The sequence below is a fragment of the Luteolibacter ambystomatis genome (assembly GCF_018137965.1).
Taxonomy (GTDB): domain Bacteria; phylum Verrucomicrobiota; class Verrucomicrobiia; order Verrucomicrobiales; family Akkermansiaceae; genus Luteolibacter; species Luteolibacter ambystomatis.
Genome location: NZ_CP073100.1, coordinates 1751963 through 1776984, shown reverse-complemented (window position 1 = coordinate 1776984; position 25022 = coordinate 1751963). Strand labels below are relative to the sequence as shown.

At 62.4% G+C, this 25022-nt stretch carries 20 protein-coding genes; 13 read left to right on the top strand and 7 right to left on the bottom strand.

What is annotated here, in order from left to right:
- Nucleotides 1-90 precede the first annotated feature (90 nt).
- The 3 genes from KBB96_RS06880 to KBB96_RS06870 form a co-directional block, all read right to left on the bottom strand.
- A complete protein-coding gene (locus tag KBB96_RS06880; protein WP_211633852.1) occupies nucleotides 91-909 on the bottom strand; it encodes a DNA-methyltransferase in 819 nt (272 codons plus the stop codon).
- Complete coding sequence (gene pyk / locus KBB96_RS06875) at nucleotides 906-2309, bottom strand: pyruvate kinase (RefSeq protein ID WP_211633851.1); 1404 nt, start codon at nucleotides 2307-2309, stop codon at nucleotides 906-908. Before pyk ends, KBB96_RS06880 begins: the two co-directional genes overlap by 4 nt.
- Before the next feature lie 64 nt (nucleotides 2310-2373).
- The gene (locus KBB96_RS06870; protein ID WP_211633850.1) at nucleotides 2374-3000 is read right to left on the bottom strand and encodes a CDP-alcohol phosphatidyltransferase family protein; all 627 of its coding nucleotides are present in this window, start codon (nucleotides 2998-3000) and stop codon (nucleotides 2374-2376) included.
- Nucleotides 3001-3247: 247 nt separating this feature from the next.
- Between KBB96_RS06870 and KBB96_RS06865 the strand changes: the two genes are divergently transcribed.
- The 5 genes from KBB96_RS06865 (at nucleotide 3248) to KBB96_RS06845 (ending at nucleotide 6593) form a co-directional block, all read left to right on the top strand.
- Nucleotides 3248-3718 carry a peroxiredoxin gene (locus tag KBB96_RS06865; protein WP_211633848.1) on the top strand — a complete coding sequence of 157 codons (471 nt, stop codon included), beginning with the start codon at nucleotides 3248-3250 and terminating at the stop codon, nucleotides 3716-3718.
- A gap of 51 nt (nucleotides 3719-3769) precedes the next feature.
- Nucleotides 3770-4249: a hypothetical protein gene (locus tag KBB96_RS06860; RefSeq protein WP_211633846.1), complete on the top strand. Its 480-nt coding sequence runs from the start codon at nucleotides 3770-3772 to the stop codon at nucleotides 4247-4249.
- A 5-nt stretch (nucleotides 4250-4254) separates the two neighbouring features.
- The gene (recR, locus tag KBB96_RS06855) at nucleotides 4255-4860 is read left to right on the top strand and encodes a recombination mediator RecR (protein ID WP_211633845.1); all 606 of its coding nucleotides are present in this window, start codon (nucleotides 4255-4257) and stop codon (nucleotides 4858-4860) included.
- A 71-nt stretch (nucleotides 4861-4931) separates the two neighbouring features.
- A complete protein-coding gene (locus tag KBB96_RS06850; protein ID WP_211633844.1) occupies nucleotides 4932-5747 on the top strand; it encodes a class I SAM-dependent methyltransferase in 816 nt (271 codons plus the stop codon).
- A 99-nt stretch (nucleotides 5748-5846) separates the two neighbouring features.
- Nucleotides 5847-6593 (top strand): AraC family transcriptional regulator, encoded by a 747-nt coding sequence (locus KBB96_RS06845; protein WP_211633843.1) that lies wholly within the window; start codon nucleotides 5847-5849, stop codon nucleotides 6591-6593.
- A 271-nt stretch (nucleotides 6594-6864) separates the two neighbouring features.
- On the opposite strand, the gene KBB96_RS06840 is transcribed toward KBB96_RS06845, so the two are convergent.
- Entirely contained in the window at nucleotides 6865-7674 is an 810-nt protein-coding gene (locus KBB96_RS06840) for an MlaE family ABC transporter permease (RefSeq protein WP_211633842.1), read from the bottom strand.
- A 121-nt stretch (nucleotides 7675-7795) separates the two neighbouring features.
- On the opposite strand from KBB96_RS06840, the gene KBB96_RS06835 reads away from it, so the two are divergent.
- The 8 genes from KBB96_RS06835 (at nucleotide 7796) to KBB96_RS06800 (ending at nucleotide 19313) form a co-directional block, all read left to right on the top strand.
- On the top strand, nucleotides 7796-9499 hold the full coding sequence (locus tag KBB96_RS06835) for a 4-alpha-glucanotransferase (protein WP_211633841.1): 1704 nt from the start codon (nucleotides 7796-7798) through the stop codon (nucleotides 9497-9499).
- A 116-nt stretch (nucleotides 9500-9615) separates the two neighbouring features.
- A complete protein-coding gene (locus KBB96_RS06830) occupies nucleotides 9616-10470 on the top strand; it encodes a polysaccharide lyase family 20 protein (RefSeq protein ID WP_211633840.1) in 855 nt (284 codons plus the stop codon).
- A gap of 139 nt (nucleotides 10471-10609) precedes the next feature.
- Nucleotides 10610-11557, top strand: a complete 948-nt coding sequence (locus KBB96_RS06825) for a dihydrodipicolinate synthase family protein (RefSeq protein WP_211633838.1) — start codon at nucleotides 10610-10612, stop codon at nucleotides 11555-11557.
- 2 nt (nucleotides 11558-11559) lie between these two features.
- Nucleotides 11560-12561, top strand: coding sequence for a LacI family DNA-binding transcriptional regulator (locus KBB96_RS06820; RefSeq protein ID WP_211633837.1), 1002 nt, complete (start codon nucleotides 11560-11562; stop codon nucleotides 12559-12561).
- Nucleotides 12561-13373, top strand: coding sequence for a sugar phosphate isomerase/epimerase family protein (locus KBB96_RS06815; protein ID WP_211633835.1), 813 nt, complete (start codon nucleotides 12561-12563; stop codon nucleotides 13371-13373). The genes KBB96_RS06820 and KBB96_RS06815 overlap by 1 nt, the downstream gene beginning before the upstream one ends.
- A gap of 72 nt (nucleotides 13374-13445) precedes the next feature.
- Nucleotides 13446-14597, top strand: a complete 1152-nt coding sequence (locus tag KBB96_RS06810) for a Gfo/Idh/MocA family protein (RefSeq protein WP_211633834.1) — start codon at nucleotides 13446-13448, stop codon at nucleotides 14595-14597.
- Nucleotides 14598-14847: 250 nt separating this feature from the next.
- On the top strand, nucleotides 14848-18621 hold the full coding sequence (smc, locus tag KBB96_RS06805) for a chromosome segregation protein SMC (protein ID WP_211633833.1): 3774 nt from the start codon (nucleotides 14848-14850) through the stop codon (nucleotides 18619-18621).
- A 155-nt stretch (nucleotides 18622-18776) separates the two neighbouring features.
- A complete protein-coding gene (locus KBB96_RS06800) occupies nucleotides 18777-19313 on the top strand; it encodes a GNAT family N-acetyltransferase (protein ID WP_211633832.1) in 537 nt (178 codons plus the stop codon).
- Between the two features lie 87 nt (nucleotides 19314-19400).
- Here the strand turns inward: KBB96_RS06800 and KBB96_RS06795 are convergent, their stop codons facing one another.
- From KBB96_RS06795 to KBB96_RS06785, 3 genes are all read right to left on the bottom strand, one after another.
- On the bottom strand, nucleotides 19401-22691 hold the full coding sequence (locus KBB96_RS06795; RefSeq protein ID WP_211633831.1) for a toll/interleukin-1 receptor domain-containing protein: 3291 nt from the start codon (nucleotides 22689-22691) through the stop codon (nucleotides 19401-19403).
- 136 nt (nucleotides 22692-22827) lie between these two features.
- Nucleotides 22828-23538: an undecaprenyl pyrophosphate synthase gene (gene uppS / locus KBB96_RS06790; protein ID WP_211633830.1), complete on the bottom strand. Its 711-nt coding sequence runs from the start codon at nucleotides 23536-23538 to the stop codon at nucleotides 22828-22830.
- Nucleotides 23539-23731: 193 nt separating this feature from the next.
- Entirely contained in the window at nucleotides 23732-25000 is a 1269-nt protein-coding gene (locus KBB96_RS06785) for an adenylosuccinate synthase (RefSeq protein WP_211633829.1), read from the bottom strand.
- Between the last annotated feature and the right edge of the window lie 22 nt (nucleotides 25001-25022).

Genomic DNA, 25022 nt, shown 5'->3' with positions numbered 1-25022 from the left:
ACGCCTGCGGCGCTCCGGATGGATGCTGGTGGGAGAAGTTCGTCTTGGCGAAGGCGGGAATCCTCCCAGTCCGAAGTCTCACGACATCGGCTACGCAGAGGGAACTTCTTCTTCCGCGCATCGCTCTCTCGCGAACGCCAGATACTCATCATCCAACTCGATGCCGGTGAACCGCTCCAGCTTCATGCGTATGGAGGCCACCGCCGAGCTGCCGATGCCGAGAAATGGATCGATCAACCGCGTTTCACCGCCTTTGCCATGGAGCCTCACGCATTGCTCCACTAACGCCACCGGAAAGGTCGCTGGATGGGGCCGATCGCTGTCGCGTGACTGGATCGTGTCGTAGGGAATGAACCAGGTGTTCCCCCGGCAGCGCAGGTCCTGCCCGCCGGTATGCCCCCAGCGCGCGATGTTCGACTTGTCCTGATAGGGCACGCCCGCGGCGCGGCGGTCCACCGGAATGTCACCGCGCTTGGTGAGATGGAAGACATACTCATGGCAGTCGTTCACGAACCGCTTCGAGTTGATGGGCTTGAAATGGCCCGCGCTGATCTGCTCGCCCTTGCGGGTTTCCACCGTGATCGACTTCACCCAGTGGAAGGTGTTCTGGAGCGTGAACAGCGGCTCTGGGCCATCCGTCAGAGCCAGCAGGAGCTGGTGCGGCATCAGCGGATTTTTCGGTGCGGCCCCCACATTCAGGAAAAACGATCCATCATCCGCGAGCACGCGCTTCAACTCCAAGGCCCACCGCACGCACCAGCCGAGGAACTCCGCGCGCGGGGCGGTGTCCTCGAAGGTGCGGTAGCCGATGCCCAGATTGTAGGGCGGCGAGGTGACGACTGCATCGAAGCCGCCATCCGGAAGGGTGGGCAGGACATCGAGGCAGTCGCCGTGGAGCAGTTCGATCAAGCGTGGTGCAGCAGAATGGAGTTCGCCGCAAAATGATCGGAAAGAATGTCCGACACAATCACCAAGGGAGTGCCGGGACGGACGAGATCCAGTGAGCGGAGATGCTCCGTGGCCCGCTGGATGGTTTCCTCGATGGTGGCGGCGAAGGCCAGCTTGAAGGCCTGCACACCACGGGTGAGGCCGAGCTGGCGGCAGACTTTCTCCTTCGGCGTGAAGGCGAAGAAACCGGAGGTGCGCGGACGCAGCATCGCCGTCTGGTTCGCCAGCACACCGCGGCGGGTGAGCACCACCAGCAGGGCATCCGGCAGCGAATCGGCCAGCGTCACCGCGGCGCGGGCGCTCTTCTGGCGCTCGTCGCGCAGCAGCACCTGGGCACCGAAACCCAGGCCGCCGGAGCGCTCGATGCGGTTGGCGATGCGGACGATGGCTTCCACGCAGCGGTCCGGGTAACGGCCCACGGAGGTTTCACCGGAAAGCATCAGCGAGTCCGCTTCTTCGTAAGCAGCGTTCATCACATCCGTCACCTCCGCGCGGGTCGGGGTCGGATTGACGATCATCGACTCCAGCAACTGGGTGGCCACGATTACACGGGTGCCCAGTTCGTGGCAGCGGCGAACGATGCGGCGTTGGAGGATCGGCAGTTCTTCAAACTCGACCTCGATGCCGAGGTCGCCGCGCGCGACCATGATGACGTCCGCGGCGTGGATGATGGCATCGATGTTGCGGACGGCTTCCTGGTCCTCGACTTTGGCAACGATCTGAGCGTTGCCTTCCAGGGCCTCCATCGCTTCGCGAAGCTCGCGGACGTGCGCGGCATCGCGGACGAAGGAGCCTGCGATGTAGTCGGCATCGCACTCGACAGCCAGCGCGAGATCGACGCGGTCCTTGTCGGTGAGGGCAGGGAGATTGAGGCGGGTGCCGGGGAGATTGATGTGGCGGCGGGAACCGAGTTTGCCGGGAGTCTTCACCTCGCAGACGATGCGGTCGTCCTGCTTCGAGCGGATCAGCATTAGCATCGTTCCATTGTCCACTACCAGCGTCTTGCCCTCGCTGACATCGGCCATCAGGCCGCCGTAGTTGACGGTGGTGCTGTAGGGAATGCTCGGCTCGGTGCCTTCGACACGGAATTCGACCAGGTCACCCTCCTTGAGCTCAAGTGGCTCCGGCAGATCGCCGGTGCGGATCGAGGGGCCGGTGAGGTCGAAGAGGACCGGCACGTGGATGCCCCGCTTGTCGGACTGGCGGCGGACCCGGGCGGCCATCTCGCGGGCCCACTCGTGTTTCGCGTGGCTCATGTTGAGCCGGAAGACGTTGGTGCCGAGGTCGATGAGCTGGCCGATGATTTCCTCCGCCTCCGTGGCGGGGCCGAGGGTGCAGATAAGCTTCGTTTTGCGGGGCATGGGAGAGGTGCCAGCAGTTTGCTGGCCGATTTCGCCGCCGTCGAGGGGGAACACCCCGTGCCTCTCACCTCACGTGTGTCGGTTTCGCCGCCAGTTCCCGGAATGCCTCCTTGTCCAAGGCCGGTTGCCGTAATTGGCGAATACCCTTCATCAGATAGTCATAGCCCGACCATGCGGTGAAAAACGCCGCCACCAGGCACGGATAGAGCGGGCTGAAGGGCACCCATTTCAGCATGATCCAGCCGAGCACGAACATTTGTGACACCGTGCACACTTTTCCGATCCAGCGCGGGCCGATGTGGCGCATCTTCCTTGTAAAAAACAGGATCGTGATCCCGCCGAGGATGATGAGGTCCCGCAGGATCGCCAGCGCGCAGAACCACCACGGGATGCGCCAGCCATCCGGTCCCCAGTCCACCACGCTCAGGGTGATGATGCCGGTGAGCAGCAGCGACTTGTCCGCGATGGGGTCGATGATCTCTCCGAAGCGCGAGCGCTGGTTGAATCGTCGCGCGATCCAGCCGTCGATCCCATCGCTCGATGCGGCGATAATGAAGGTGGCCAACGCCCACCAGCGCAGTGACTCGACCGGTTGCCCGGCGGCCACCGTGTGGCCGTAACGCACTGCCAGCACCGCGAACACCGGGACGAGGCAGAGCCTCCCGAGGGTGATCTTGCTGGCGAGGGTCATGCTCCGATATTGAAGCGCGGATCGGGCGGAAAGAAAATTGAAAAGAGTGAATCATGGTAGCGCGAGGCTCCTGCCTTGCGTGCGGGGAGGAGTGACTTTCTCCTGTTGGGACATCGCTTTGACAGAAAACATCCGCCCACAGCCTGCCAAGCGGAGCTTGGTGGCTGCTTCGCTTCTTCACAAAGGGATCTAACCATTGCGGATTTACTCATTGCCATGATCCGTCTCCGCGCCGAGATCGTAGCGCATGAAACCGCAGGTCGGAGAAACAGCACCGGACTTCACCGCTCCGGTCGTGGGAGAGGGGATTGGCGAAGGCGAAACCATCACGCTGTCAGCACTCCGTGGCCGGAGTGTGGTACTGGTGTTTTACCCGAAGGATGATACTCCCGGCTGCACGACCCAGGCCTGTGAACTGCGCGATGGCTGGGCGGACCTCAAGGACCGTGCCCGGATCTATGGCGTCAGCATCGATGACGTGAAGAGCCACGGCAAATTCATCCGCAAGCACTCGCTGCCGTATCCTCTGATCTCCGATCCGGACAAGGCCATCGTGGAGGCCTACGGCGTGTGGGTGGAGAAGTCGATGTATGGCAAGACCTTCATGGGCACGGAGCGGACCACGTTCGTGATCGGGACGGATGGCCGGATCGAGCAGGTGCTGGAAAAAGTCTCTCCGAAGGAGCATCTGGCGAAGCTTTCCGCGGTGCTCGCTTGAACGCTTGTGGAATCGCGGACGCTCTCCTAGGTTCGCGGCCCGACGCACCCCATGACCCACCACTCCGATCCCGTCGAAAAGCTTCCCCGTGGCACGGTCGCCGTTCCGGCGGCGTCCATTGGCGTGATGACGCTGGTGCTGGCCGTGGGATTCCAGTCCGTTGGTTTGTTGGATCGCGCGGATACAGCGATGCTGGGATGGATCAAGGCCGCCGGGATCGAAGGCGCTCCCGTGATGCTCTCCGCGTGGCTCGGCTGGTTGGTTGCCCTCGTCGTTGCTTTCGGTCTGCCGATGGCAATTCTTGAAACGCCCACCCATTGGCGGCGCACCGTGGTCTGGATCGCGGCCATCGCCGTGGTCGCGGCGGTTTGGCCGGTGCTGGCGGTGTCCGCGAAATGGTGGCCGGTCACCCCGTCCCTTGTGGCGGTGGTCTGGAGCGGCCTGTGTGCGAAAATTTACGCATCCCGTCACCACATGCCGTGCGAGGGTGGCGATGCTGGCCGTCGCCTGAAGCGCGGCCACGCCAAATAATCCTCATGGCCCGCGCGGAATATCCAGAAGCGGTGGGAGCCTTGGTCGGCGAGCTGAAGCGCCTGCCGGGTGTGGGGCCGCGTAGCGCCGAGCGCATCGCGATCTGGCTGCTTCAGCATCCCCGGGCCGAGCCGCTGGCCCTTGCGGAGGCCCTCCACGCTGCCAAGGAAACCGTGATCTCCTGCGAGGTCTGCGGCTTCTTCGCCACCCGTGAATCCTGCGGCATCTGCGATGATCCGAAACGCGATGCTGCGGTGCTCTGTGTGGTCGAGCAGGCCACCGATGTGCTGCCGCTGGAGCGTTCCGGGGCCTTCAAGGGCCGCTACCACTGTCTCGGGGGGAAGCTTTCGCCGCTCGACCGCGTTTCTCCGGAGGACTTGCGAATTCCCGCGCTCATCAGCCGCATTGATGCCGCGCGGGACATTGAGGTGATCCTCGCACTCGGGGCGGATGTCGAGGGTGAGGCGACTTCGAACTACCTCGCCGATTTGCTTCGCGGGAAAGACTGCCGCATCACCCGCATCGCCCAAGGCCTGCCTGCGGGTGGCGGTCTGGATCATGCCGACGAGCTTACCCTGATGCGCGCCTTGGAAGGCCGCCGCGCGTTCTGAAGCGATTGGGAGGGAGAGACAAAGTCTCTTCCGCCATTTACCATTCACTACCTACTCCTTACGTTTTCCCCATGCCCGGACCGCCCCGCCGCCCCTTTCGCCGTCAAGGCCCGCCCCCACCTCCAAAGGACAAGGGCTGGGATCCTGTGGCCGCGTGGTATGACAAGCTCGTCGGCGAGGATGGCTCGGACTATCACAAGCACGTCATCCTGCCCGCGACCTTGAAGCTGCTCGATCCCAAGGAAGGCGAGTCGGTGATCGACGTCTGCTGCGGCCAGGGTGTCCTCGTCCGGCCTTTGCTGGAAACCGGCATCGCCCGTTTCACCGGAGTCGATGCCAGCCCGAAGCTCATCGAGGCTGCCAAGAGCCGCCATGGCAACAATCCTCGGGTGAAACTCCTCACCGCGGACGCCTGCAAGCCCGGAGCCTGGGCCGATGGTTCGCACGATGCCGCGACCTGCCTGATGGCCGTCCATGACGTGCCCGATCCGGTGGCGATGTTCCGGAATGTCGCCCAGTCCCTCAAACCCGGCGGCCGGGCGGTGATGGTGTTCATGCACCCGTGTTTCCGCATCCCGCGCCAGTCCCACTGGGGCTGGGACGCCGAGCACAAGATCCAGTACCGCCGTCTCGACCGCTACGGCTCCCAGCTCGATATCCCGATCACCACCCATCCGGGCCGGAAATCCGGGGAGCTGACGATGTTTCATCACCGTCCGTTGTCCGATCTCCTGAGCGCGCTGGGGCAGGGTGGGCTGGGTGTGGTGGCATGCGAAGAGCTTTACAGCCATCGCCGCTCCCAGCCCGGACCACGCAGCCGGGGTGAGCACCGGGCGGCCAAGGAATTCCCGATGTTCATCGCGCTCAAGGCACTACGTCTGGGGTGAAAGGTTGACTACGAGGTTTCAGGTAAAATAGGCCCAACTTACCGGAAGAAAATGAGTTCAGCTCCAAACAAGGGTGTGGAAAATGCCCCATGGGTCGGAATGCTGTCCGCGACCTTTTCCGGTCCGGGCGGCGTGGTGCCGCTGCCCTTGGAGCGCCTCCTTGATGACCTGTCCGGACTGGTGTTTTTCATCAAGGACCGCGAGGGCCGTTACCTTTGGGTAAACCGGACGCTGGTGGATCGGTGCGGTCTGTTTGAAAAAGGACCGCTTCTTGGCAAGCGCCCGTCGGATCTTTTCCCGGAGACGCTGGCGCCGTTCTATGAGCGCCAGGACGAGCGCGTCATCCGCCTCGGCAAGCCGCTGATCGACCAGCTTGAGCTGCATTTCTATCCGGGCCGCCGCCGTGGCTGGTGTCTGACCAGCAAGTATCCCGTCTTCGCGCCCGGCTCCACCCAGGCCACCGGTTTGCTGGGGATTTCCCGCGATGTGGAGACTTCGTCGCGTGGCGCCAAGAACCGCGGTTTCCCGGAGCTGTCCAAGGCGCTCCAGCTCATCCAGCAGCGGATCGCGGAACCGCCGTCGCTGACGGAACTGGCGGATGCCAGCGGGCTTTCGCCGAGCCAGTTCGCCCAGTGGACGGAGCGGCTTTTCCACCTCACGCCGAAGCAGTTGGTGATGAAGGCTCGCATCGATGAGGCGCTCCATTTGCTGGCCACGGGGGATCAGCCGCTTTCCGAGATCGCTCTGGCGACCGGTTTTTGCGACCAGAGCGCTTTCACGCGGCATTTCCACCGCTTCACCGGCATGCCGCCGGGAGCGTTCCGCCAGCAGATCCGGGGGAGGTAGGCTTTAGCCTGCATGTTCCGTGTCTCTCTTTTAAGGGCCAACGGCCCGTCCCATACCAGCCTGGGCCGCAAGGCCTAGGTATGCATATGAAGTGAATCGAGGGCTGAAAGCCCGATCCATGGTGGGTGGACTTCGAAGCTCTCAACTGCGTCCGAAGAATGGATCGGGCTTTCAGCCCTCCAACCGTAGGTCAAACTACCACCCAGGCCTTGCGGCCTGGGCTGGTATGGGACGGGCCTTTGCTCCTGAAGATTGGAGAGCTCTTCTGCTCTCACTTCATCGCCGCACCGGCCGGGAAGATGATGTTCAGGAACAGCGTCAGGAAGAAGTTCACGATGAGGATCGCCAGCGCGGAATACACCATCGCCCGTGTGGTGCCGCGGCCGACACCCACGGCACCTTGGTTGGCCTTCAGGCCTTGATGGCAGGAGATGATGACGATCAGCAGGCCGAAGACCGAGCCCTTGGTCAGGGCGATCAGGATGTCCGTGATGTCCGTGTAGCGGCCCATCTGATGCAGCCAGTAAGCGGGATTCACGCCGAACGGACCCACACCCACGATCACCGAAGCGATGATGCCGAAGCCAGCCGACTCTGCGATCAGCAGCGGCATGGCCATCACCATCGCCAGCAGGCGCGGCGTCACCAGATAGTCGATCGGATGCACGTCCATGGAGCGCAAGGCATCCACCTGTTCCGTCACCTTCATCGTGCCGATTTCCGCGGCCATCGCCGCGCCGACACGGCCCGCCAGCATGAGCGCCGTCACGGACGGCCCGAGTTCGCGGAGCATGGCCACGCTCACCAGCGCGCCACCACCGGTTTCCATGCCCAAGGGCTTGAACTGGAACATCGCTTGCGCCGCCAGTACCGCACCGGTGAAGGCTCCGGTGACGATCACCACCGGCTGCGAACGGTAGCCTGTTTCCACGATCTGATGCAGCACCAGCCGCGGCCGGATTTTGCCGCGAGTCAGCGAGACAAAGGTCTCGGCGACGAGCATGGCAATCTCCCCGAGATACTCGATCAGATCGAGTATCAGGCGGCCGATGAGACGGAACAGGGTCACGCCGCGGAACATGGAGCGCCCGAAGCCGCCCGCCAAGCCTCCGTATGCGCCATCTTGCTCTTTCCGGCCCGGGGCGTGCTCTCTTCCTAACGACTTGCCAGTTTCCGCTCTTGCCCGAAACTCCCCGACGACCATGACCACCGCTCTCCGGCGCTCGGCCGGCATCCTGCTGCCTGCGTTTTCCCCCCGTCGCCCGCGTGATCTCGGCATCGGCGATACCCGCGCCCTACGGGAATGGATCGACTGGGCCGCCGATCACGGCGTGGGCTTTCTCCAACTCCTGCCGATCCAGGAAACCGGGGCCGATGACAGTCCCTACAACGCCATCTCCTCCGTGGCCTTGGAACCCGCCTATCTCAGTTTCGAGCCAGAGGATTGTCCGTGGATCAGCCCGCAGGAGGTGGCCGCCGTTCGTGCGGAAATGGGAGAGGCTGCGGAGGCCCCGCTGGTCGACTATCGTGTCGTCCGCAGGGCCAAACGCGCGCTGTTGGAAAAAGCATGGGTCCGCTTCCAGGAACAGGACGACTGGGAGGAATTCGGAGACTTTTCCGCGGTTGAGGCTGGCTGGCTGCTACCATACGCGAATTTCCGCTGGCTGATGGAACGGAACCACGGCACCGAGACGTGGGACCTGTGGCCGGAAGACTGCAATGATCCAAAACGGGCGCTTGCCACCTTGGCTGGGGCTTTTGATGCGGATCACGACGCCGTGGTCGAGCGCCTCTCGTTTTTCAAGTGGGTCCAGTGGCTGTGTTTCCGCCAATGGCGGGCCGTCCGTGCTCATGCGGATGCCCGCGGGGTGAAACTGATGGGGGATATTCCCATCGGCGTGAGCTGGTATTCTGCGGACGTGTTTTTCGGCCAGGAGGACTTTGATCTCTGCTGGTGTGGTGGTGCTCCGCCGGAGAGGGTGTTCAAGCACGATCGTTTCATCCGCAAGTGGGGCCAGAACTGGGGCATCCCTCTCTATCACTGGGACAAGATGGCGGATGAGGGTTTCCCGTGGTGGCGGCAGCGGGTGGCGAAACTCACCTCCATCTTCCATATCTTCCGCATCGATCACGTCCTCGGTTTCTATCGCATCTATTCCTTCCCCTGGCGTCCGCAGCGGAATGCCGAGTTCCTAGATCTCACGGAAGAAGAGGCGGAACTGAAAACCGGCGGCCCGTTGCCCGGTTGGGCACCGCGTCCCGATGATACCCCGGAGAACCAGGCCGCCAACCGAATGGATGGGGATCTGCGCTTGCGCATGGTGCTTGAGGCCGCTGGGGCGGGGGAGGTGGTGGGAGAGGACCTCGGCTGTGTGCCGGAATACGTGCGCCCGCATCTTGCCTCGCTCGGCATCGCTGGGTTCCGGATCCCGCATTGGGACTTCGATGAAGACGGGCATGTAGTGCCGAAGGAAAAGCTGCCTGAGTGCAGTTTCGCCACCTATGCCACCCACGATCACGATACGCTGGCAGGCATGTGGGAGTCGCTCCGCCGAGATGTCATGGCGCCTGGCAGCGACCCGGATGACGTCGCCGCGGCCACGGGGTATCTCACCCGCATGTCGGAATTCTCTGGCATCCCGCGTATTGGTGAGGTGTGGGCACCGTATTCGGATGCCATCCAGTGGCGGCTCATCAAGAGCCTCTTTGCCTCCACTTCCCGCTATGCCGCGATCATGATCACGGATCTCACCGCCATGACCGAGCGCTTCAATCGTCCTGGAACGGTGGGTGGCGACAACTGGCGGCTTCGTTTGCCATGGGCGCCGAAAGGCGATCTCGCTTCAGCGGAGTTGGATGCGGCTTCCGTGAAACTGGAGCAACTTATCGCGCTGACAGGTCGTTGAAGGAAAGTCTCGCCGCAGATTGAGATTTAACTCCCGGGTACGCGCGATGAACGAAAGCTGGAATTGGCTTCGTAGTGTGGATGACGATTCTTGCTCATATTTAATCCCGTAAATCTGTGAAATCTGTGATCAAACGGCTTGTTCTGACCCTGCCCTGTATCTGCCTCCCGCTCTACGCCGCGCCGAAGGCCAAGGATGTTTTCAAGCTCGATCAGAAGATTCTGTTTCAAGATGACTTTCAATCCGGCTCCGTCACGCGCTGGGGCATTTCCGAGGATGATCGCTACAATCTTGCCGCGAATACCCCGGCCCGGCTCGATGTGGTGGATGCTCCCGGCTTGGCGGGGAAAAAAGCCGTACGCTTCTTCGTCCCGCGTGCGCCGGATTCCTTCCGTGCGGAAATCTCCCTCCCTCACGAACAGGGCTTTCAGGAACGCTGGTATGCGGGACGCATCCTCATTCCGAAGGACTGGGTGATCGAGCGACACTCGAAGGGCAATGACATCGTGATGCAGTGGCATGCCATCCCGGGAAAAGGAAAGGCCACCTTTCCCAACCTCGAAATCTCCGTGGGCGGGGACTCTTGGTATATCCGTCGCAGTTTCGGCACGGCTTTGGAAAACCCCACCCGCTCCAACGACAAACTGGCGGATCCGATCCAGCCCGGAACGTGGGTTTCATGGGTGCTCCATGCCAAATGGTCGCCCAAGGAAGACGGCCTCATCCGGATTTGGAAGGATGGCAAGGTGGTCTATGAAAAAACCGGCCCGAATGTCTATGGCGACATCGGCGTGGAATACACGCCCTACCTCAAGAGCGGCATCTATCATCCGGAGTGGCATCTCGACAAGGATCGCAAGCGCGCGGCCTTCGAAGCTGACAAACCCGACGCGCTCTCCAAGACCATCTACGGTACCGACTACCGCGTGGCGAGCGGTGCCGCCACTTACGAGGAGGTTGCGCCCAAGTGAGAATACGCTCGGCAAGCATTTGCCGAACCGTCTTTCCCAGTCACGATTGGTTCATCCTTGACATCCACATCCGTCTTCCCCGTAACTACTCTCAAGCACACGCATTAATTGCACGCAACAAAACCGCCTCCCATTCTCCATGTCCATTGAATCCCGCCACGCCGCCCGCCGGCTCCGCCGCAAGATCACCGGTTACGCCGCCTGCCTGCTTCCGTTCAATGCGGATGGCACCATCGCCCGTGAGGCTTTCGAGCAAGCCGTCGCCCGCACCACCGATGCCGGCCTCGGCTGTGCGGTGAACATGGACACCGGCTATGCGAACTATCTCACCGCGGAAGAGCGCACCATGGTGCTCGGCTGGACGAAGGGCGTCATCCAGGGCCGCCGCGACTTCGTGGCCGGAGTCTTCGTGGAGGGCTTGGAAGGGGATCTCGTCGATCTCTACCGCCGCCAGATGGATGAGATCGTGTCCTTCGGGGGCACGCCGATCCTGTTCCAGACCACGCGTTTCCACGATTGGTCGCCATCCGGGATCGTTGATCTCTACGCGAAGGTCTGCAAGGGCTACGATTCGGTCTTCGGCTTCGAACTTGGCCGGATGTTCGCGCCGAATGGCATGATTTATGACGAGGAGACGGTCCGTGGACTGATCCAGATTCCGGAGCTGAAGGGCATGAAACATTCCTCCCTGGATCGCGGCATGGAGCTGCGCCGTCTGGAGATCCGCGACGAGATCCGCCCGGAGTTCATGATCTTCACCGGCAACGACCTCGGCATCGACATGGTCGAATACGGCTCGGATTACCTGCTCGGCCTCGCGGCGTTCTGTCCGGAGAAGTTCGCCGAACGCGATGCTTACTGGGAAGCGGGCGACGACCGCTACTTCGCGCTCAATGACGCGCTGCAATACCTTGGCAATGTGGGCTTCCGGGCGCCCGTCCCGGCCTACAAGCACAGTTGCGCGGTTTTCCAGCATCTGATAGGCCGGATCCCGTCTTCCGAGCCGCACCCGCAGTGCCCGCGCCGTCCCGAGTGGGAGGCAGGGATCATTATGGACTGTGCCTCGCGTCTCGGGTACTCGTTCTAAACATGGCCACCATTTACGACATCGCAGCCGAAGCCGGCGTTTCCGCTTCCACCGTTTCACGCGCCCTGAAGGGGTCGCGGCTCGTCAGTGATGACGTGAGGGAACGGGTGGAGAAGGTGGCGCGCGAGCTTGGCTTCGAGCGTCGTACCGTCCGCCGCCACCGTGGCCGGGCGATCCTCAGCGTGCGCCTGGTGCTGCCGCATCACGACAATCCGGAGCGCGCGCTGTTCTATGATTTCGAACAGCTCATCATTGGTCTGCGCGAGGGCCTCGCTCCCTCGAGCTGCAACCTGATCTGCGACACCGGCGGTGAGAACTACGATCCCTTCCCGCACAAGAAGGGCGGGGACACGGACGCTTTCATCTTCGCCTTCCACGAGCCGGATGCCTCGGTGCTGGCCACGCTCAAGAAGCGCTCGATTCCCGTGGTGGTGCTGAACCGCAATCTCACCGGGGTGCCGTGCGTGACCTCCGACTATGCCAGCGGCATGGGGGATCTGGTCGAACACGTGATCACCGGTGCCAAGGGCAAGGAGATCAAGGCCGCCTTCATCGGCATCGAGAGCGCCAACGTGGTCTTTCGCGAACGCCTCGAAGGTTGGACCAAGGCGCTCGCCGCCCGCGGCCTCGCTCCGGATCACGAGAAGCAGGTCGCCTACTTCGAGAACTTCAAATCCATCGACACCGCCTCGGTGAAGAAGCTGGCGGCGCAGTTCAACGTGCTGTTCTGCGTGAACGACCTCGTCGCCACCGCCGTGCTCGCCGAGCTGGCCCGCGCGGGCATCTCCGTGCCGGAACAGTGCCAGGTGACCGGCTTCGATGACTCGCCGGTCCGCGGCCTCGCCCGTCCGCTCCTCACCACCGTGAAGATGCCGGTGCATGAGTTCGCCTTCCAGGCGGGACGCGAACTCGCCAACCGCATCATTGAATCCACGCCCATGCCGCAGTGCATCCGCATCACCGGATTGCTGCTGCCGGGGCAATCGACCTTTCCCACCTCCTGATGACTCCAGACCAGCTCGCGATCCATACCTTCACCAACAAGCCGTGGTCCATCGACGAATGCGTCGAACACTACTCACGGCGGGGATTCGGCGGGCTGTCTGTCTGGCGGGAAACGGTTGCGGGCGAGGATCTCGGCCGCGTCCGCAGGAAGATCGCGGACAGCGGGCTACGAGGGGTGTCGTACGTCCGCGGCGGTTTCTTCACGGGATTGGATGCTGGTGCGCGCCAACGCGGGATTGATGACAATCTCGCGGTGATCAGGGAATGCGAGGCACTGGGTCTGCCCATGATCGTGTTGGTCAGTGGCGCGACGGTGGGGCAGGGGCCGGTCGAGAATTTCGAACAGATCGCCGAGGGTATCGCCGCCATCCTGCCAGCCGCCGAGGCCGCCGGGATCAAGCTGGCCATCGAGCCGCTGCATCCGATGTATGCCGGTGATCGGTGTGCCGTGGCCTCCATGCGCGATGCGAACTGGCTGTGCGACCAGCTCGATCATCCGCTCGTCGGCGTGGCGGCGGATGTTTTCCACATCTGGTGGGAGCGTGATCTGGAACAGCAGATCCAAACTTGCGCGGACAAGGGGCGGCTGTTCGCTTTCCACGTCTGCGAGTTCAAGCCGGACTTCGATCATGTCCTCCTTGATCGCGGCCTGCCCGGTGAGGGCGTGAATGCCTCCGCCCGCATCGCGAAAATGGTGAAGGCCGCCGGTTTCAACGGCCTCACCGAGGTCGAGATTTTCTCCCGCAAATACTGGGCCGAGAACCAGCACGTCTTCCTCGACAAGATCGCCGCCTCCTGCGCGGACCTATGAAAACCATGTGACTCTCCGCCAAATCATCCGCTCTCAAAAATTGCTGCCAATTTTCAAATATACCCACCACTCATGAACACCCGCACCATCGGCATCATTCTGAACGGCGTCACCGGACGCATGGGCACCAACCAGCACCTCGTGCGCTCGATCCTCGCCATCCGTGACCAGGGCGGCGTGGTTTGTGGTGACACCCGCGTGATCCCGGACCCGATTCTCACCGGCCGCAATGCCGACAAGCTCCAGGGTCTTGCAAAGAAATACAACGTCGAGCGTTGGTCCACGGACCTCGATGCCGTGCTGGCGGATTCCTACAATGAAATTTTCTTCGATGCCTCCGGCACGCCCTATCGTGTCGGCTTCCTTGAGAAGGCCATCGCCGCGGGCAAGCACATTTACTGCGAGAAGCCGACCGCGGTTTCGCTCGATGAAGCCGTCCGCATCGCCCGTGTGGCCGAGGCCGCCGGAGTGAAGAATGGCGTGGTGCAGGACAAGCTGTGGCTGCCCGGCCTGCGGAAATTCCAGCTTCTCAAGGAGCAGGGTTTCTTCGGCAAGATCCTTTCCGTCCGCGGTGAGTTCGGCTACTGGGTCTTCACCGGCGAGCACGAAGGCCAGCCGATCCAACGTCCGAGCTGGAACTACCGCGAGGAAGACGGCGGCGGCATGATCATCGACATGCACTGCCACTGGCGCTACGTGATCGACAATCTTTTCGGCAATGTGAACCGTGTCTTCTGCAAGGCCGCCACCCACATCCCGGTGCGTTACGACGAAAGCGGCAAGGCCTTCGACTGCACCGCGGACGATTCCGCCTACGCCATCTTCGAGACCGAAACCGGCATCACCTGCCAGTTCAATTCCTCATGGAACGTCCGTGTCCGCCGCGATGACCTCTTCACCATGCAGGTGGACGGCACCGAAGGCTCCGCCATCGTCGGCCTCCGCAAGTGCTGGGTCCAGCACCAGAGCGTCACGCCGCGCCCGGTGTGGAACCCGGACATCGACAGCCCGATCAACTACTACGACCGCTGGACCGAAGTGCCGGACCAGGTGAATTTCGAAAACGCCTTCAAGATCCAGTGGGAGCTGTTCCTCAAGCACGTTGTCGCCGATGAGCCGTTCCGCTGGTCGCTGCTCGATGGCGCCAAGGGCGTCCAGCTTGCCGAACTGAGCTGGAAGTCCCACCACGAAGGCCGCTGGATCGACGTGCCGGAACTGGTTTGAGCGTCATTGAATTCCCGATTTCCGCCCCATTCGTCGCTCTCCGCGGCGGATGGGGTTTTGCTTTTCCGGTGGAATGTGCGATTTATTACGGAAATCCTTAATTTCACAATTCTCAACAGGTGGGTATTTTGTCAGGAAAACAACACAAGATGCAGTGTGGTTTTCGGCTGTTGGATTGCAGGGGTGGAAAAGGCGGTTATTCTGACCTCACCCCATCCCTCTCGGGGCAACCTCCAACCCTCCTGTCCGGATGTATCTAAAGACTCTCGAAATCCACGGCTTCAAGTCGTTCGCCGACAAGACCCTGATCGAGTTCGACCGCGGCGTGACCGGCATTGTCGGTCCAAACGGCTGTGGCAAATCGAACGTGGTGGACGCGATCCGCTGGGTGCTGGGGGAAACCTCCGCCAAGGCGCTGCGCGGCGGTGAAATGGCGGACGTCATCTTCAATGGCACCGAGCGCCGCAAGCCGCTGGGCATGGCCGAGGTGACCCTGACCATGGCCGACTGCGAAGAGGCCCTGAAGGTGGACTACAATGAGGTCTCGATCACCCGCCGCGTGTATCGTGACGGTCGCTCCGAGTATCGCATCAACAACACGCTGTGCCGCCTGAAGGACATCCATGACATGCTCATGGACACGGGCATCGGCCGCACCGCCTACTCGATCATGGCGCAGGGCCAGATCGACCAGATCCTTTCCTCGAAGCCGGAAGAGCGCCGCATGGTGTTCGAAGAGGCCGCGGGCATCACCAAGTACAAGCGCGAGAAAAAGGAAGCGCTTCGCAAGCTGGAATACACCGAAGCCAATCTGCTGCGTGTGTCCGACGTGCTCGCGGAGCAGGACCGCCGCATGAACTCGCTCAAGCGCCAGGTGGCGAAGGCACGCCGTTACCAGGCACTCGCCGGTGATGTCCGCATTCTCGATACCCATCTCGGGCACAAGAAGTTCGTGGAAATCACCGCGGAACTCGGAGAGCTGAAGACCTCTGTGCGAGGCCTTGAGGTGCGTGAGGCCGAGATCGAGCAGCAGCTTCCGGCGAAGGAAGAGACCGTTAGCGAAGCCCGCGCCGCCGCCCGTGCGTTCGAAGGCGAGTTGGCCGAACTCCGCCAGCAGCTCAATGAGCATCGCAATGCCTTGTCCGCCGCCGAAGGCCGCATCGCCTTTAACGAAGAGCGCAAGGCCGAGCTGGAGAGCCGCATCCGCCAGAACCATGAGGACATCGAGGACACCCGCGAGAAGCTTGCCCGCCAGGAGTTCGAATTCATTTCCGCCAATGAAGAGCTGGAGTCGCTGACCCGCCGCATCATCGAGCAGGAAAACCAGCTCGCCGAACACGAGGAGCGCAGCCGTTTTTCGAAAGCCGAACGTGAGTCGATCGAGAACAACCTGCGTGAGGCCCGCGGCGAGGCGAACCGCACGCAGGCGCTGGTGGCGTCGCATCAGGCCCGCATCGAGGCCGCGCTGTCGCAGCTCGAAGGCACCCGTGAACGTGCCCGTCAGCTCGGCGAAGAAGAAGAGCGCCTGATGCTGGAATTGGAGGAGTTCCGCGCCGAGCAGATGCGTTTCCAGGATGAAGTCTCGGAGAACGCCGCGCGCATCACCGAGTTCGAGGAAGCGTTCCAGAAGGCGGAGCGCACGTTCCAACACACCCGTGGCGATCTCGATGCCGCACGCACCGCCGCCGCGGAGGTGCACAAGGTGCTGGCCCAGCGTTCATCGCGTCTCGATGTGGTGCGCCAGCTCGTGGCCAGCGGCGAAGGCTTTGAAAAGGGCACACGCAGCGTGCTGGGTGGTCTGGACCAACCGGATCATTTCAAGCCGGGTCTGCTCGGCGTGCTCGCTGGTCTGATCGAGGCGGACAACAGTTGCGCCCGTGCGATCGAAGCCGCGCTCGGCGGTCATCTCCAAGCCGTGCTCGTCACCGAGGCCAAGCTGGCGGAAGAGATCATCGGCCGCCTTGCCGAGAAGAAGCTCGGCGTGGCTGCGGTGCTGCCGACGGAGTTCATCGGCCATGCATCTGGCACCCAGATGCAATCGCTGCCGGAAGGTGCGGTGGCCTGGGCTTTGGATCGCGTGAAGTCGGACAGCCGCGTGACCGCCGTGCTGGAACGCCTGCTCGATCACGTGCTCATTGTTCCGGATCTCGCGACCGCCGTAAAGCTGCGCGGCTCACTGCCGGGCACCACGTTCGCCACGTTGAATGGTGAGCTGCTCGGTGCCGAAGGTGTGATCCGCGGCGGTGCCGCCGGTGATGGCTCGGCCTCCGTGCTGGAGCGTCAGAATGAGGTTCGTTCGCTCGAAACCGAAGTCGCCGAGCTCACACGCTCTGAGGAAGAAGCCCGCGCCCGCGTGGAAGAACTCGAACACCGACTGACCGAAACGCAGGAGGAGGTGGAAGTCTCCCGCGAGCGACTGCAGCGCCAGAAGGTGGAGGTTTCCACCCTGCAAGGCCAGCTTACGCTCGCCACCCGCGAGGTGGAAAACTACGAGACCAAGCTGGAGAACGTCCGCTGGGAACGTGGTGAACTCGACCAGCGCGAACGCGCCGCCGCCGAGGCCCGCGAGTCGCTGGAGAACGAACTCGCTTCCGCACGTGAGCGCCTTGAAGGCCTCGATAGCGACCAGCGCCGTCTTCAGACCGAGGCCGATTCGGCTGCACGCCGCGAAGCCGAGTTTGCCGAAGGCCTCAACGAACTCCGCACCTCACTCGCCGTTGAGCGTCGCGCCAAGCAGGCCGCCGAGGAACAACAGCGTCCGATGGAAGCCCGCCTCGCCGAATTGCGCGAGGTGAGCATGCGCCGTGAGTCGGAGATCTCTTCCTTCGAGCAACGCATCGAGGCCGCCACCGCCGAAAGCGCGGCACTTGCCGAACAAAGCGAGACCCACCGCTATGAAGCGGAGGATCTCCAGGTAGAGATCGATTCGCGCTCTGCCAGCCGCACCGGCCTGTTGGAAGCCATCGAACAGGCCGAGTCCGTGCTCGGCGACCTGCGCCGCCAGCACTCGCGCATCACCGAGCAGAAGGGGCGCGAGGAAGTCGCCGCGACCAAGCTGGAGCTGCGCTTGGAAAGTCTCGTCCAGACGATTCTCGAGCGCCATCAGGTCGAGCTTCTCTCGTTCGAACCGGATGCCCATGCGCTGCTTTCCTGCATCGCTTCTCAGAAATCGCAGCAGGCCCGCGGCGGTCGCCAGACGGTGGTTAGCTCCGAGGATGGCGATGAGGACGAAATGGAGACGATGGTGGTCAATGCCGCTGTCGGAGAGAAAATTGAGATCCCCGGTGAGATGACCGGCGAGCCTGATTGGTCGTTCGTCGAATCGGTCGTCGGTGATCTCAAGCGCCGTCTTGATTCGATGGGGCCCGTGAACCTCGATGCCATCGAGGAATACGAGGAACTCGAAGAGCGGAACACCTTCCTCCGCAACCAGCACGAAGACCTGATGCGTTCGAAGAACGAACTCATGGAGGTGATCGAGCGCATCAACGAGGAAACCAAGCGCCGCTTCTCCGAAACCTTTGCCCAGGTGCGCATCAACTTCCGCGACATGTTCAAGGAACTCTTCGGCGAGCAGGGCAAGGCCGACCTCATGCTCATCGATGAAAATGATCCGCTTGAGTCCGGCATCGAGGTCATCGCCAAGCCGCCGGGCAAGAAGCTCCAGTCGATCTCGCTGCTGTCCGGTGGCGAGCGCTCGATGACCGCCGTGGCGCTGCTGTTCTCGATTTATATGATCAAGCCGAGTCCGTTCTGCGTGCTCGACGAGCTGGACGCGCCGCTGGACGAGTCGAATATCAACCGCTTCGTCAAGGTGCTGGACCGCTTCATTGACAACAGCCAGTTCATCATCGTGACCCACTCGAAGCGCACCATGGCCCGCGCGGACGTGATGTATGGCGTGACGATGGAAGAGTTCGGCGTGTCGAAGCCGGTGGGCATGCGTCTCACCAGCGCCGACAACGTCGGCAAGAACGAAGGGAAGACCGCCGCGCAGAAAGCGGCGCTGCGATTGGACGCCTGATTTTTCCGACAGGAGAGGGAGGGGGGCGCGGTTCGGACTCGAGTGAGCCCGATACCGCGCCCCTCATTTTTTCCGGGGCGGACGTGGCACGGCTGCGGTTTGCGGATTGCCCGGGAATGCAGGTTTGCACAAAGTTGGCCGCGCTTCGTGTCCACTTGGAACATTCGACCCGAAAGATGATTACGTTTCGAAGGATCAATCTTGGAGAAGGCCTGCTCTACAAGGAGGTTCGTCTGGCCTCGCTGCGCGATTCGCCGGAGGCATTTTCCTCCACGCTCGTGGACGCCATGCTCCGGTCGGACGATAGCTGGCATGCACAGGCGGATCAAAGCGCCCGAGGTTCCGATAGGGCGACGTTCCTTGCGACCGACGAACGGCCGGTGGGACTGGCCGCGTTGTATCGCGATGAGCGATTCGAACACACGACGGAGCTTATCCAAATGTGGGTGTCTCCGGAGCAGCGCTCACGCGGACTGTCGCGGAAGCTCCTCTCCTTCGCGGTGAACTGGGCACAGGCCAACGGCTACCGGACGATTCGCGCCGAGGTCATGCCGGACAACCTGCGGGCACTTCGATTTTACGAAAGGTATGGTTTCGTCCGGTCCGGGGAAGTCTCAAAACACACGGAAGCGGGAGTCATTCTGATGCTCGATGTCGAACAAGCCGGTGCTCTTTTTTATGAGAGTTCGTGAAGGTATTTCGCCTCCTCATCGGCGTCACCGGGCGAGCGGTGTCCCGTCATCCAGACTCCGCCGGGACGTTGGCCGTTGCTATGTCGATTACTTCAGCTGCTTCCGCAGTTCGAGCGTGGCGGCGTGCTCCGGATTCTCCTTCAAGATCTCATCGATCAACGCACGGGCTTGGTCCGTTTGCGGCGGAGTCATGGCAAGGCATTGCTTCGCGGCTTCCGCTTTCGCATCGAGGATCTCGATGAGCGTGGCATCGCTGGCGGCGGCGAGACCAAGGTTCGCATTCCGGATGAGTCCGGCGTTTCCGACGGTGGTGGCCATCAGCACCTTCACCTTGTGATTGGCGGTATTGCCCGGCAGGAGTGCGATGGCGTTGTCGAGAAGATCCGCGGCCTTCTGCATGCGCGGCGTTTCATTCGAGTTCCATTCCTCCTGGATGGTCTTCTGCAGGCGGATGAGTTGCTCGGATTTCTCCTGCAGCATGAGATTGTCGCGCGTTTGCGATTCGTTGAAGGTCGAGCCTGGTGCGGCAGGGCGATCGGCTGCATCATTCATCAGCCAATAGTAGAGGTCTACCCAAGGTCCTTTCTCGCCGGGCGAAGGTGCAGCATCGGAGGAACGCCACGCGTCCACGTCGATCAACGTGTCGTCCTTCTTCTCCGCGAGGCGGTTGCCACAGAATCCTTCCAGGAAGGATGGCAGCCAATCCGGAACGCGACCGGGTGGAAGCAGTGGTACGACCGTCATGGATTCATCCAAGCGCAGCAGTTCGGCGGAACGTCCCGGCAAGGTCACACCGCCGTGCCAGATGTTGCCGGATCGCGGCAGGTGGCCGAGGGCCTGGCCGGCGGTGGGATCCCACAGGCTGGCGCGGCCATCCATGTCACCCGCGATGACCCATTCATGAGCGGCATCCCACTTCAGCCCGGTGATATTGGCGCCAGCTTGGAAACTGGTGCCGCTGGGAGCCCCGCTGTGACTGTCGAAACAATCGATGCGGTCCGCATTCGACAGCACGGCCACGCGCTCTCCGCCATCCGCCAGTTCGATAGCCGGGGCATTGAGACGGATCACCGGCCGGTTGGGGGCGGGGGAACCATCGGGGCGCTGGAACGAGAGCAGTTGATCCTCGCGGGCGACCAGCAGAGTCGATCCATCATCCGTCCAGGCAAGGGAGGCCACCTTGCGGTCGAATTGCTTGCGTGTCTTGATGGTGCCGGTGAGGAGGTCGGCGAAGATCAGTTCCCGGCCATCGGGAATGGCGAGCACATTGCCTTTCGGCGCGAACTGGCCAAGCGTCGCCTTGCTGTAGGATGAAGTCGTGGGCGGTGCGATGAGATCCTTGCCGGTTTCAATCTTCAACGCGTGTTCCCATCGGGTGGTATGGAGATGACCGTCCCATCCCAAGACAGCGAGTGTCTTTCCATCGTCGGAGAAGCCCAGCGACAACACTTTGGATGGAAAACGCACCGGATGGCCGGTCGCTGTCATCGTGCGGGTATCATAGAACCGAACAAGCGAGTCCTCCGTGTAGGCGACCGCCAGTGTGAATCCATCGGCATGCAAGGCGACGGCTTCCGGATAGCCGTCCGGCACGCAGACCGCTGCGGCGGCGGGAATCGCATTCCGGATGCGCCGGACCTGGGCGAGTCCGTTTTCCGAGGTCAGGAGGACATGCCGGTTGTCCAGCCAGCGGGCGTTTGAAATCGTGAAGCCGGGAGAGATGGGTTCGGTCGCGATCTTTCCCGTGCTACTATCGTACACGTAGGCGGCCGGGCCACGGCGCGTGCCGAGGAACGAACGGCCATCCGGAGAAAAGGCCGCACCGGATACGCTGGGCGCGAGTTGCTTGGCTTCCGATGGGATGCCCTTCACCAGATCCCATGTTTGCAGACCGGTGAAGACATCGATGGTCGTCAGTTGATCGGCTGTGATGAAGTGCAGCCCGGTTACGGCCAGCTTGGACTTGAGTGTCTGGGTGGCGGACGACTTTTCACCGATGGTGGCGAGCAGCACATTGGGTGAATCTCCGGCGACAGCGAGACGCGTACCATCCGGCGACCAAGCGATCACCTTCGGAACCAAATGTGTGGCGGGGATGCGCTCAAGTTCGCGACCATCCGCAGCGAACCGCACCAAGGTGCCGCCATTGCTGCCGGCGTCATCGCCCGCGAGAGCCACGGCCAGTTGATCGCCCTTCGGACTCCATGTCACCTGGATCGCGGGCACGGAACCGGTGGCGATCGGTTCGGAAAATGGCTTGAGTGAATCGAAGGACAGGTGATGGATCTTTCCCGAACGGGTGGAGACGACGAAGCCCTTCCTATCCGTGTCCAACGAGAAGGCGGTCACGGGTGAGCCATCGGGCGATTGCTTCGTGACCAGCTTGTGATCCGGTCGCGACCAGAGATAGACCTCGCTGCCGCTGCCGGTGGCGATCCACTTTTCATCAGCAGAGCCGACGGCCGCCACGACGGCATTGGGATGACGCAGAGCGGGACCGACTGGTGCATGGTGTTGACGATGGGCGAGCAATGACCATGCGGCGACGGCGGCCTCGCGATTGGCCGGATCGGATCGCAGCGAGCGCGCGAGATAGGCCGCGCTTTGGGAAACCTCGTCCTTGTCCCGTGCGACCAGGGCGAGCTGGAGATCGGCCTGGCTGAGGGTCTGCTGGACCTTGTGCTTCTGGATCGCCGCATAGGTGGCGGCGGAGATGGCGGCCAGGAAGAGCAGGGCGAAGAGACCTGTTAGTGCGCGGAAGATCCGCACGCGGCGGCGCTGGTATTCCTGATCGCGGCGGCGGAGATCATCGAATCCCACGCCGAGGAGCCCGGCCATGAGTTTGATGAAGGCGTTCTGCTTGCCATCACCGGTTTCGCGCGCATCCGCGGCGATGGGTTCGGTGCGTTGGTCCGATAGATTGCCATTCGCACCCAGGCGATAGCGCACGGCTTTGGGAAAGCATTCCTGATCCGGAGAGCTGCCGGGTTTGCCATCGCTGGCCCATGGTTCACCTTCGACAATCAGGCACAGGACGCGGTTTTCGCCATAGAGTCGCTTGTAGGAAATGATCTCCTGCTCGACCCATTGCGACTTCGCGCTGCGTGGGGAACAGATGACGACGAGGAAGCGGGCGTGCTTCAGCGCCTTGGCGATGACCGCACCGAGATCGGTGGCCGTGGGCAGTTCCTCGCGATCCCGGAACACGGGCACGAAGCGTTTCGGTGCGGGGTCTTCCGACGGGGTCTTGCGACCAACCAGATCCTTGGGCAACGGGTAACGTTCCAGGGATTTGTGAAGCCAATCCGCCCACGCCTTGTCGGTGTGGCTGTAGCTGATGAACGCCCAGTAGCGGCGCACGTTGGCTTCGGTATCCATCGGGGGTGCCCGTGGTTAGCAAGGGCACGGAGGAACGTCTATCAGGAAGGCTGGTCGTGCGCTCTTGGGAAAAGAGGTCGGGATTCCAAGCGGTTTACCGCGAGGACTCACAAGCAGGAATGCTTGTGCTACTTTTTCAGAGCGCGCCGAAGCGGCGGTGGCGGCGGCGGTATTCGTCCACCGCCTCGAAGAGATCGCCCTGGCGGAACTCCGGCCAGAATTTCTTCACGATCACGATCTCCGAGTAGCTGATCTGCCACAGCAGGAAGTTGGAAACACGGAGCTCGCCGGAGGTGCGGACGAGCAGGTCGGGGTCGGGAATGCCCGCCGTGTTCAAGCGGGAGGCGAACACGGAGCAATCGATCTCCTCCGGCCGGATTTTTCCGGCGGCAGCATCGGCGGCCAGCGAACGTGCGGCCGAGACGATCTCCTCCCGGGAGCCGTAGGAGAGTGCGAGGACGAGCGTGACGGATTTGTTGTCCGCGGTCTTGGAGATCAGTTTGTCGAGCCGCTTGCGGGTGGAGGCGGGCAGGCGTTCGATCTGGCCGATGGCTTGCAGTCGCACATCCTGGCGCATCAGATCCTTGGCGCGTTCATCGAGGAAGCGGTCGAGCAGGGCCATCAGGGCTTTCACCTCGGCTTCCGGGCGATTCCAGTTCTCCGAGGAGAAAGCGTAGAGCGTGAGGTATTCGACGCCGAGTTCCTTGCAGGCGTCCACGACCTCACGGACCGACTCGGCTCCCGCGCGATGTCCTTCCCGGCGTGGCAGACCGCGTTCCTTCGCCCAACGGCCATTGCCATCCATGATGATGGCGATGTGGCGGGGATTGTCGGACGAGGCAGCCATGGGAGCGCGGCCCGGTTGAACCATGGAAGAGGCGGATTGCACAGTGGAACTTTCGGAAGCAGGCACGAATGACAGGATAGCTGGAAAGGGACGGGAGAAGGATGAAATTCCGGTGAAATCCCAGCCACGCGGAGCGGACACGAAAAAGGAGGAAGTCCGCGCGGAACTTCCCCCTCTCGGGAATCGGTTGATCTCAGGCCACCAGGGTCTGGTCCCGGTCGGGGCCGACACCCACGAAGCTGACTGGAGCGCCGCAGAGTTCGGCGAAGCGCTTGAGGTAGGCTTTCGCGTTGTCCGGAAGCTGGTCGTATTCGGTGCAGCCGGTGGTGTCCGTCTTCCAACCCGGCAGGGTTTCATAGACGGGCACGGCCTTGTCCCAAGCGGCGCGGCAGGCGGGCGGCAGATCGTGGCGCTCGCCATCCACATCGTAGTGGGTGCAGATCTGGAGGGTGTCGTAAGCGTCCAGTCCATCGACGTTTGTCACCGCGAGGTCCGTCACGCCATTGACCATGCAGGCGAAGCGGAGCAGCACGGTATCGAGCCAGCCGCAGCCGCGCGGGCGGCCGGTGACGGCACCGAACTCACGGCCGAGATCGTGGAGATACTGGGACAGTCCTTCATCACCGGTCGGGAAGGGACCGGAGCCGACGCGGGTGGTGTAGGCTTTGCACACGCCGATCACGCGGTCGATGGCGGTCGGCGGCATGCCGGTGCCGGTGCAGGAGCCGCCGGCGGTGGTGTTCGAAGAAGTGACGAACGGATAGGTACCGAAGTCGATGTCGAGCAAGGTGCCCTGAGCACCCTCGAAGAGGAGGACCTTGTCATCCTTCCAGGCCTTGTGAAGGGCCGGGATGGTGTTGGTGACGTGCGGGCGGAGGCGCTCGAAGGCTTCGTAAACCTCGGCGATCACCTGCTCGGCGGTGAAGGTCGGCAGATCGTGCTTCGCGAGCACTTCATTGGCGTCGACGAGGCGGCGGGCGATCTGCGCGGTGGTGAACTCCTTGTTGAGGAGGTCCGCCATGCGGAGGCCACAGCGGTTGATCTTGTCCGCATAGGTCGGACCGATGCCGCGCTTGGTGGTGCCGATCTTCTGGTCGCCGAGCGCGAGTTCGCGGGCGGCATCGAGTTCCTTGTGGAAGGGGAGCACGACATGGGCGCGGTCGGAAATGAGGAGCTTGTCCGGAGTGATCGAAACGCCCTGCGCTTCGATGCGGCCGATCTCGGCGACGAGGCCGACGGGATCGACGACCACGCCGTTGCCGATCACGTTGAGCTTGTCATCCCACAGGATGCCGGAGGGCAGCAGGTTGAGAATGTACTTCGTCCCCTTGGCGATGACCGTATGGCCGGCGTTGTTGCCGCCTTGGCCGCGGACGACCACATCGGCCTCCTCGGTGAGATAGTCAACGATCTTGCCCTTGCCTTCGTCTCCCCATTGGAGACCTGTGACGATTGTGTTCATGTTTCTAACCGCGAATGAACGC

What these genes read in the sequence shown, in the direction of transcription:
- pyk (WP_211633851.1), bottom strand. Translation starts at nt 2,309, where the DNA reads ATGCCCCGCAAAACGAAGCTTATCTGCACCCTCGGCCCCGCCACGGAG.
- KBB96_RS06870 (WP_211633850.1), bottom strand. Translation starts at nt 3,000, where the DNA reads ATGACCCTCGCCAGCAAGATCACCCTCGGGAGGCTCTGCCTCGTCCCG.
- KBB96_RS06865 (WP_211633848.1), top strand. Translation starts at nt 3,248, where the DNA reads ATGAAACCGCAGGTCGGAGAAACAGCACCGGACTTCACCGCTCCGGTC.
- KBB96_RS06860 (WP_211633846.1), top strand. Translation starts at nt 3,770, where the DNA reads ATGACCCACCACTCCGATCCCGTCGAAAAGCTTCCCCGTGGCACGGTC.
- recR (WP_211633845.1), top strand. Translation starts at nt 4,255, where the DNA reads ATGGCCCGCGCGGAATATCCAGAAGCGGTGGGAGCCTTGGTCGGCGAG.
- KBB96_RS06850 (WP_211633844.1), top strand. Translation starts at nt 4,932, where the DNA reads ATGCCCGGACCGCCCCGCCGCCCCTTTCGCCGTCAAGGCCCGCCCCCA.
- KBB96_RS06845 (WP_211633843.1), top strand. Translation starts at nt 5,847, where the DNA reads ATGCTGTCCGCGACCTTTTCCGGTCCGGGCGGCGTGGTGCCGCTGCCC.
- KBB96_RS06840 (WP_211633842.1), bottom strand. Translation starts at nt 7,674, where the DNA reads ATGTTCCGCGGCGTGACCCTGTTCCGTCTCATCGGCCGCCTGATACTC.
- KBB96_RS06835 (WP_211633841.1), top strand. Translation starts at nt 7,796, where the DNA reads ATGACCACCGCTCTCCGGCGCTCGGCCGGCATCCTGCTGCCTGCGTTT.
- KBB96_RS06825 (WP_211633838.1), top strand. Translation starts at nt 10,610, where the DNA reads ATGTCCATTGAATCCCGCCACGCCGCCCGCCGGCTCCGCCGCAAGATC.
- KBB96_RS06820 (WP_211633837.1), top strand. Translation starts at nt 11,560, where the DNA reads ATGGCCACCATTTACGACATCGCAGCCGAAGCCGGCGTTTCCGCTTCC.
- KBB96_RS06815 (WP_211633835.1), top strand. Translation starts at nt 12,561, where the DNA reads ATGACTCCAGACCAGCTCGCGATCCATACCTTCACCAACAAGCCGTGG.
- KBB96_RS06810 (WP_211633834.1), top strand. Translation starts at nt 13,446, where the DNA reads ATGAACACCCGCACCATCGGCATCATTCTGAACGGCGTCACCGGACGC.
- smc (WP_211633833.1), top strand. Translation starts at nt 14,848, where the DNA reads ATGTATCTAAAGACTCTCGAAATCCACGGCTTCAAGTCGTTCGCCGAC.
- KBB96_RS06795 (WP_211633831.1), bottom strand. Translation starts at nt 22,691, where the DNA reads ATGGATACCGAAGCCAACGTGCGCCGCTACTGGGCGTTCATCAGCTAC.
- uppS (WP_211633830.1), bottom strand. Translation starts at nt 23,538, where the DNA reads ATGGCTGCCTCGTCCGACAATCCCCGCCACATCGCCATCATCATGGAT.
- KBB96_RS06785 (WP_211633829.1), bottom strand. Translation starts at nt 25,000, where the DNA reads ATGAACACAATCGTCACAGGTCTCCAATGGGGAGACGAAGGCAAGGGC.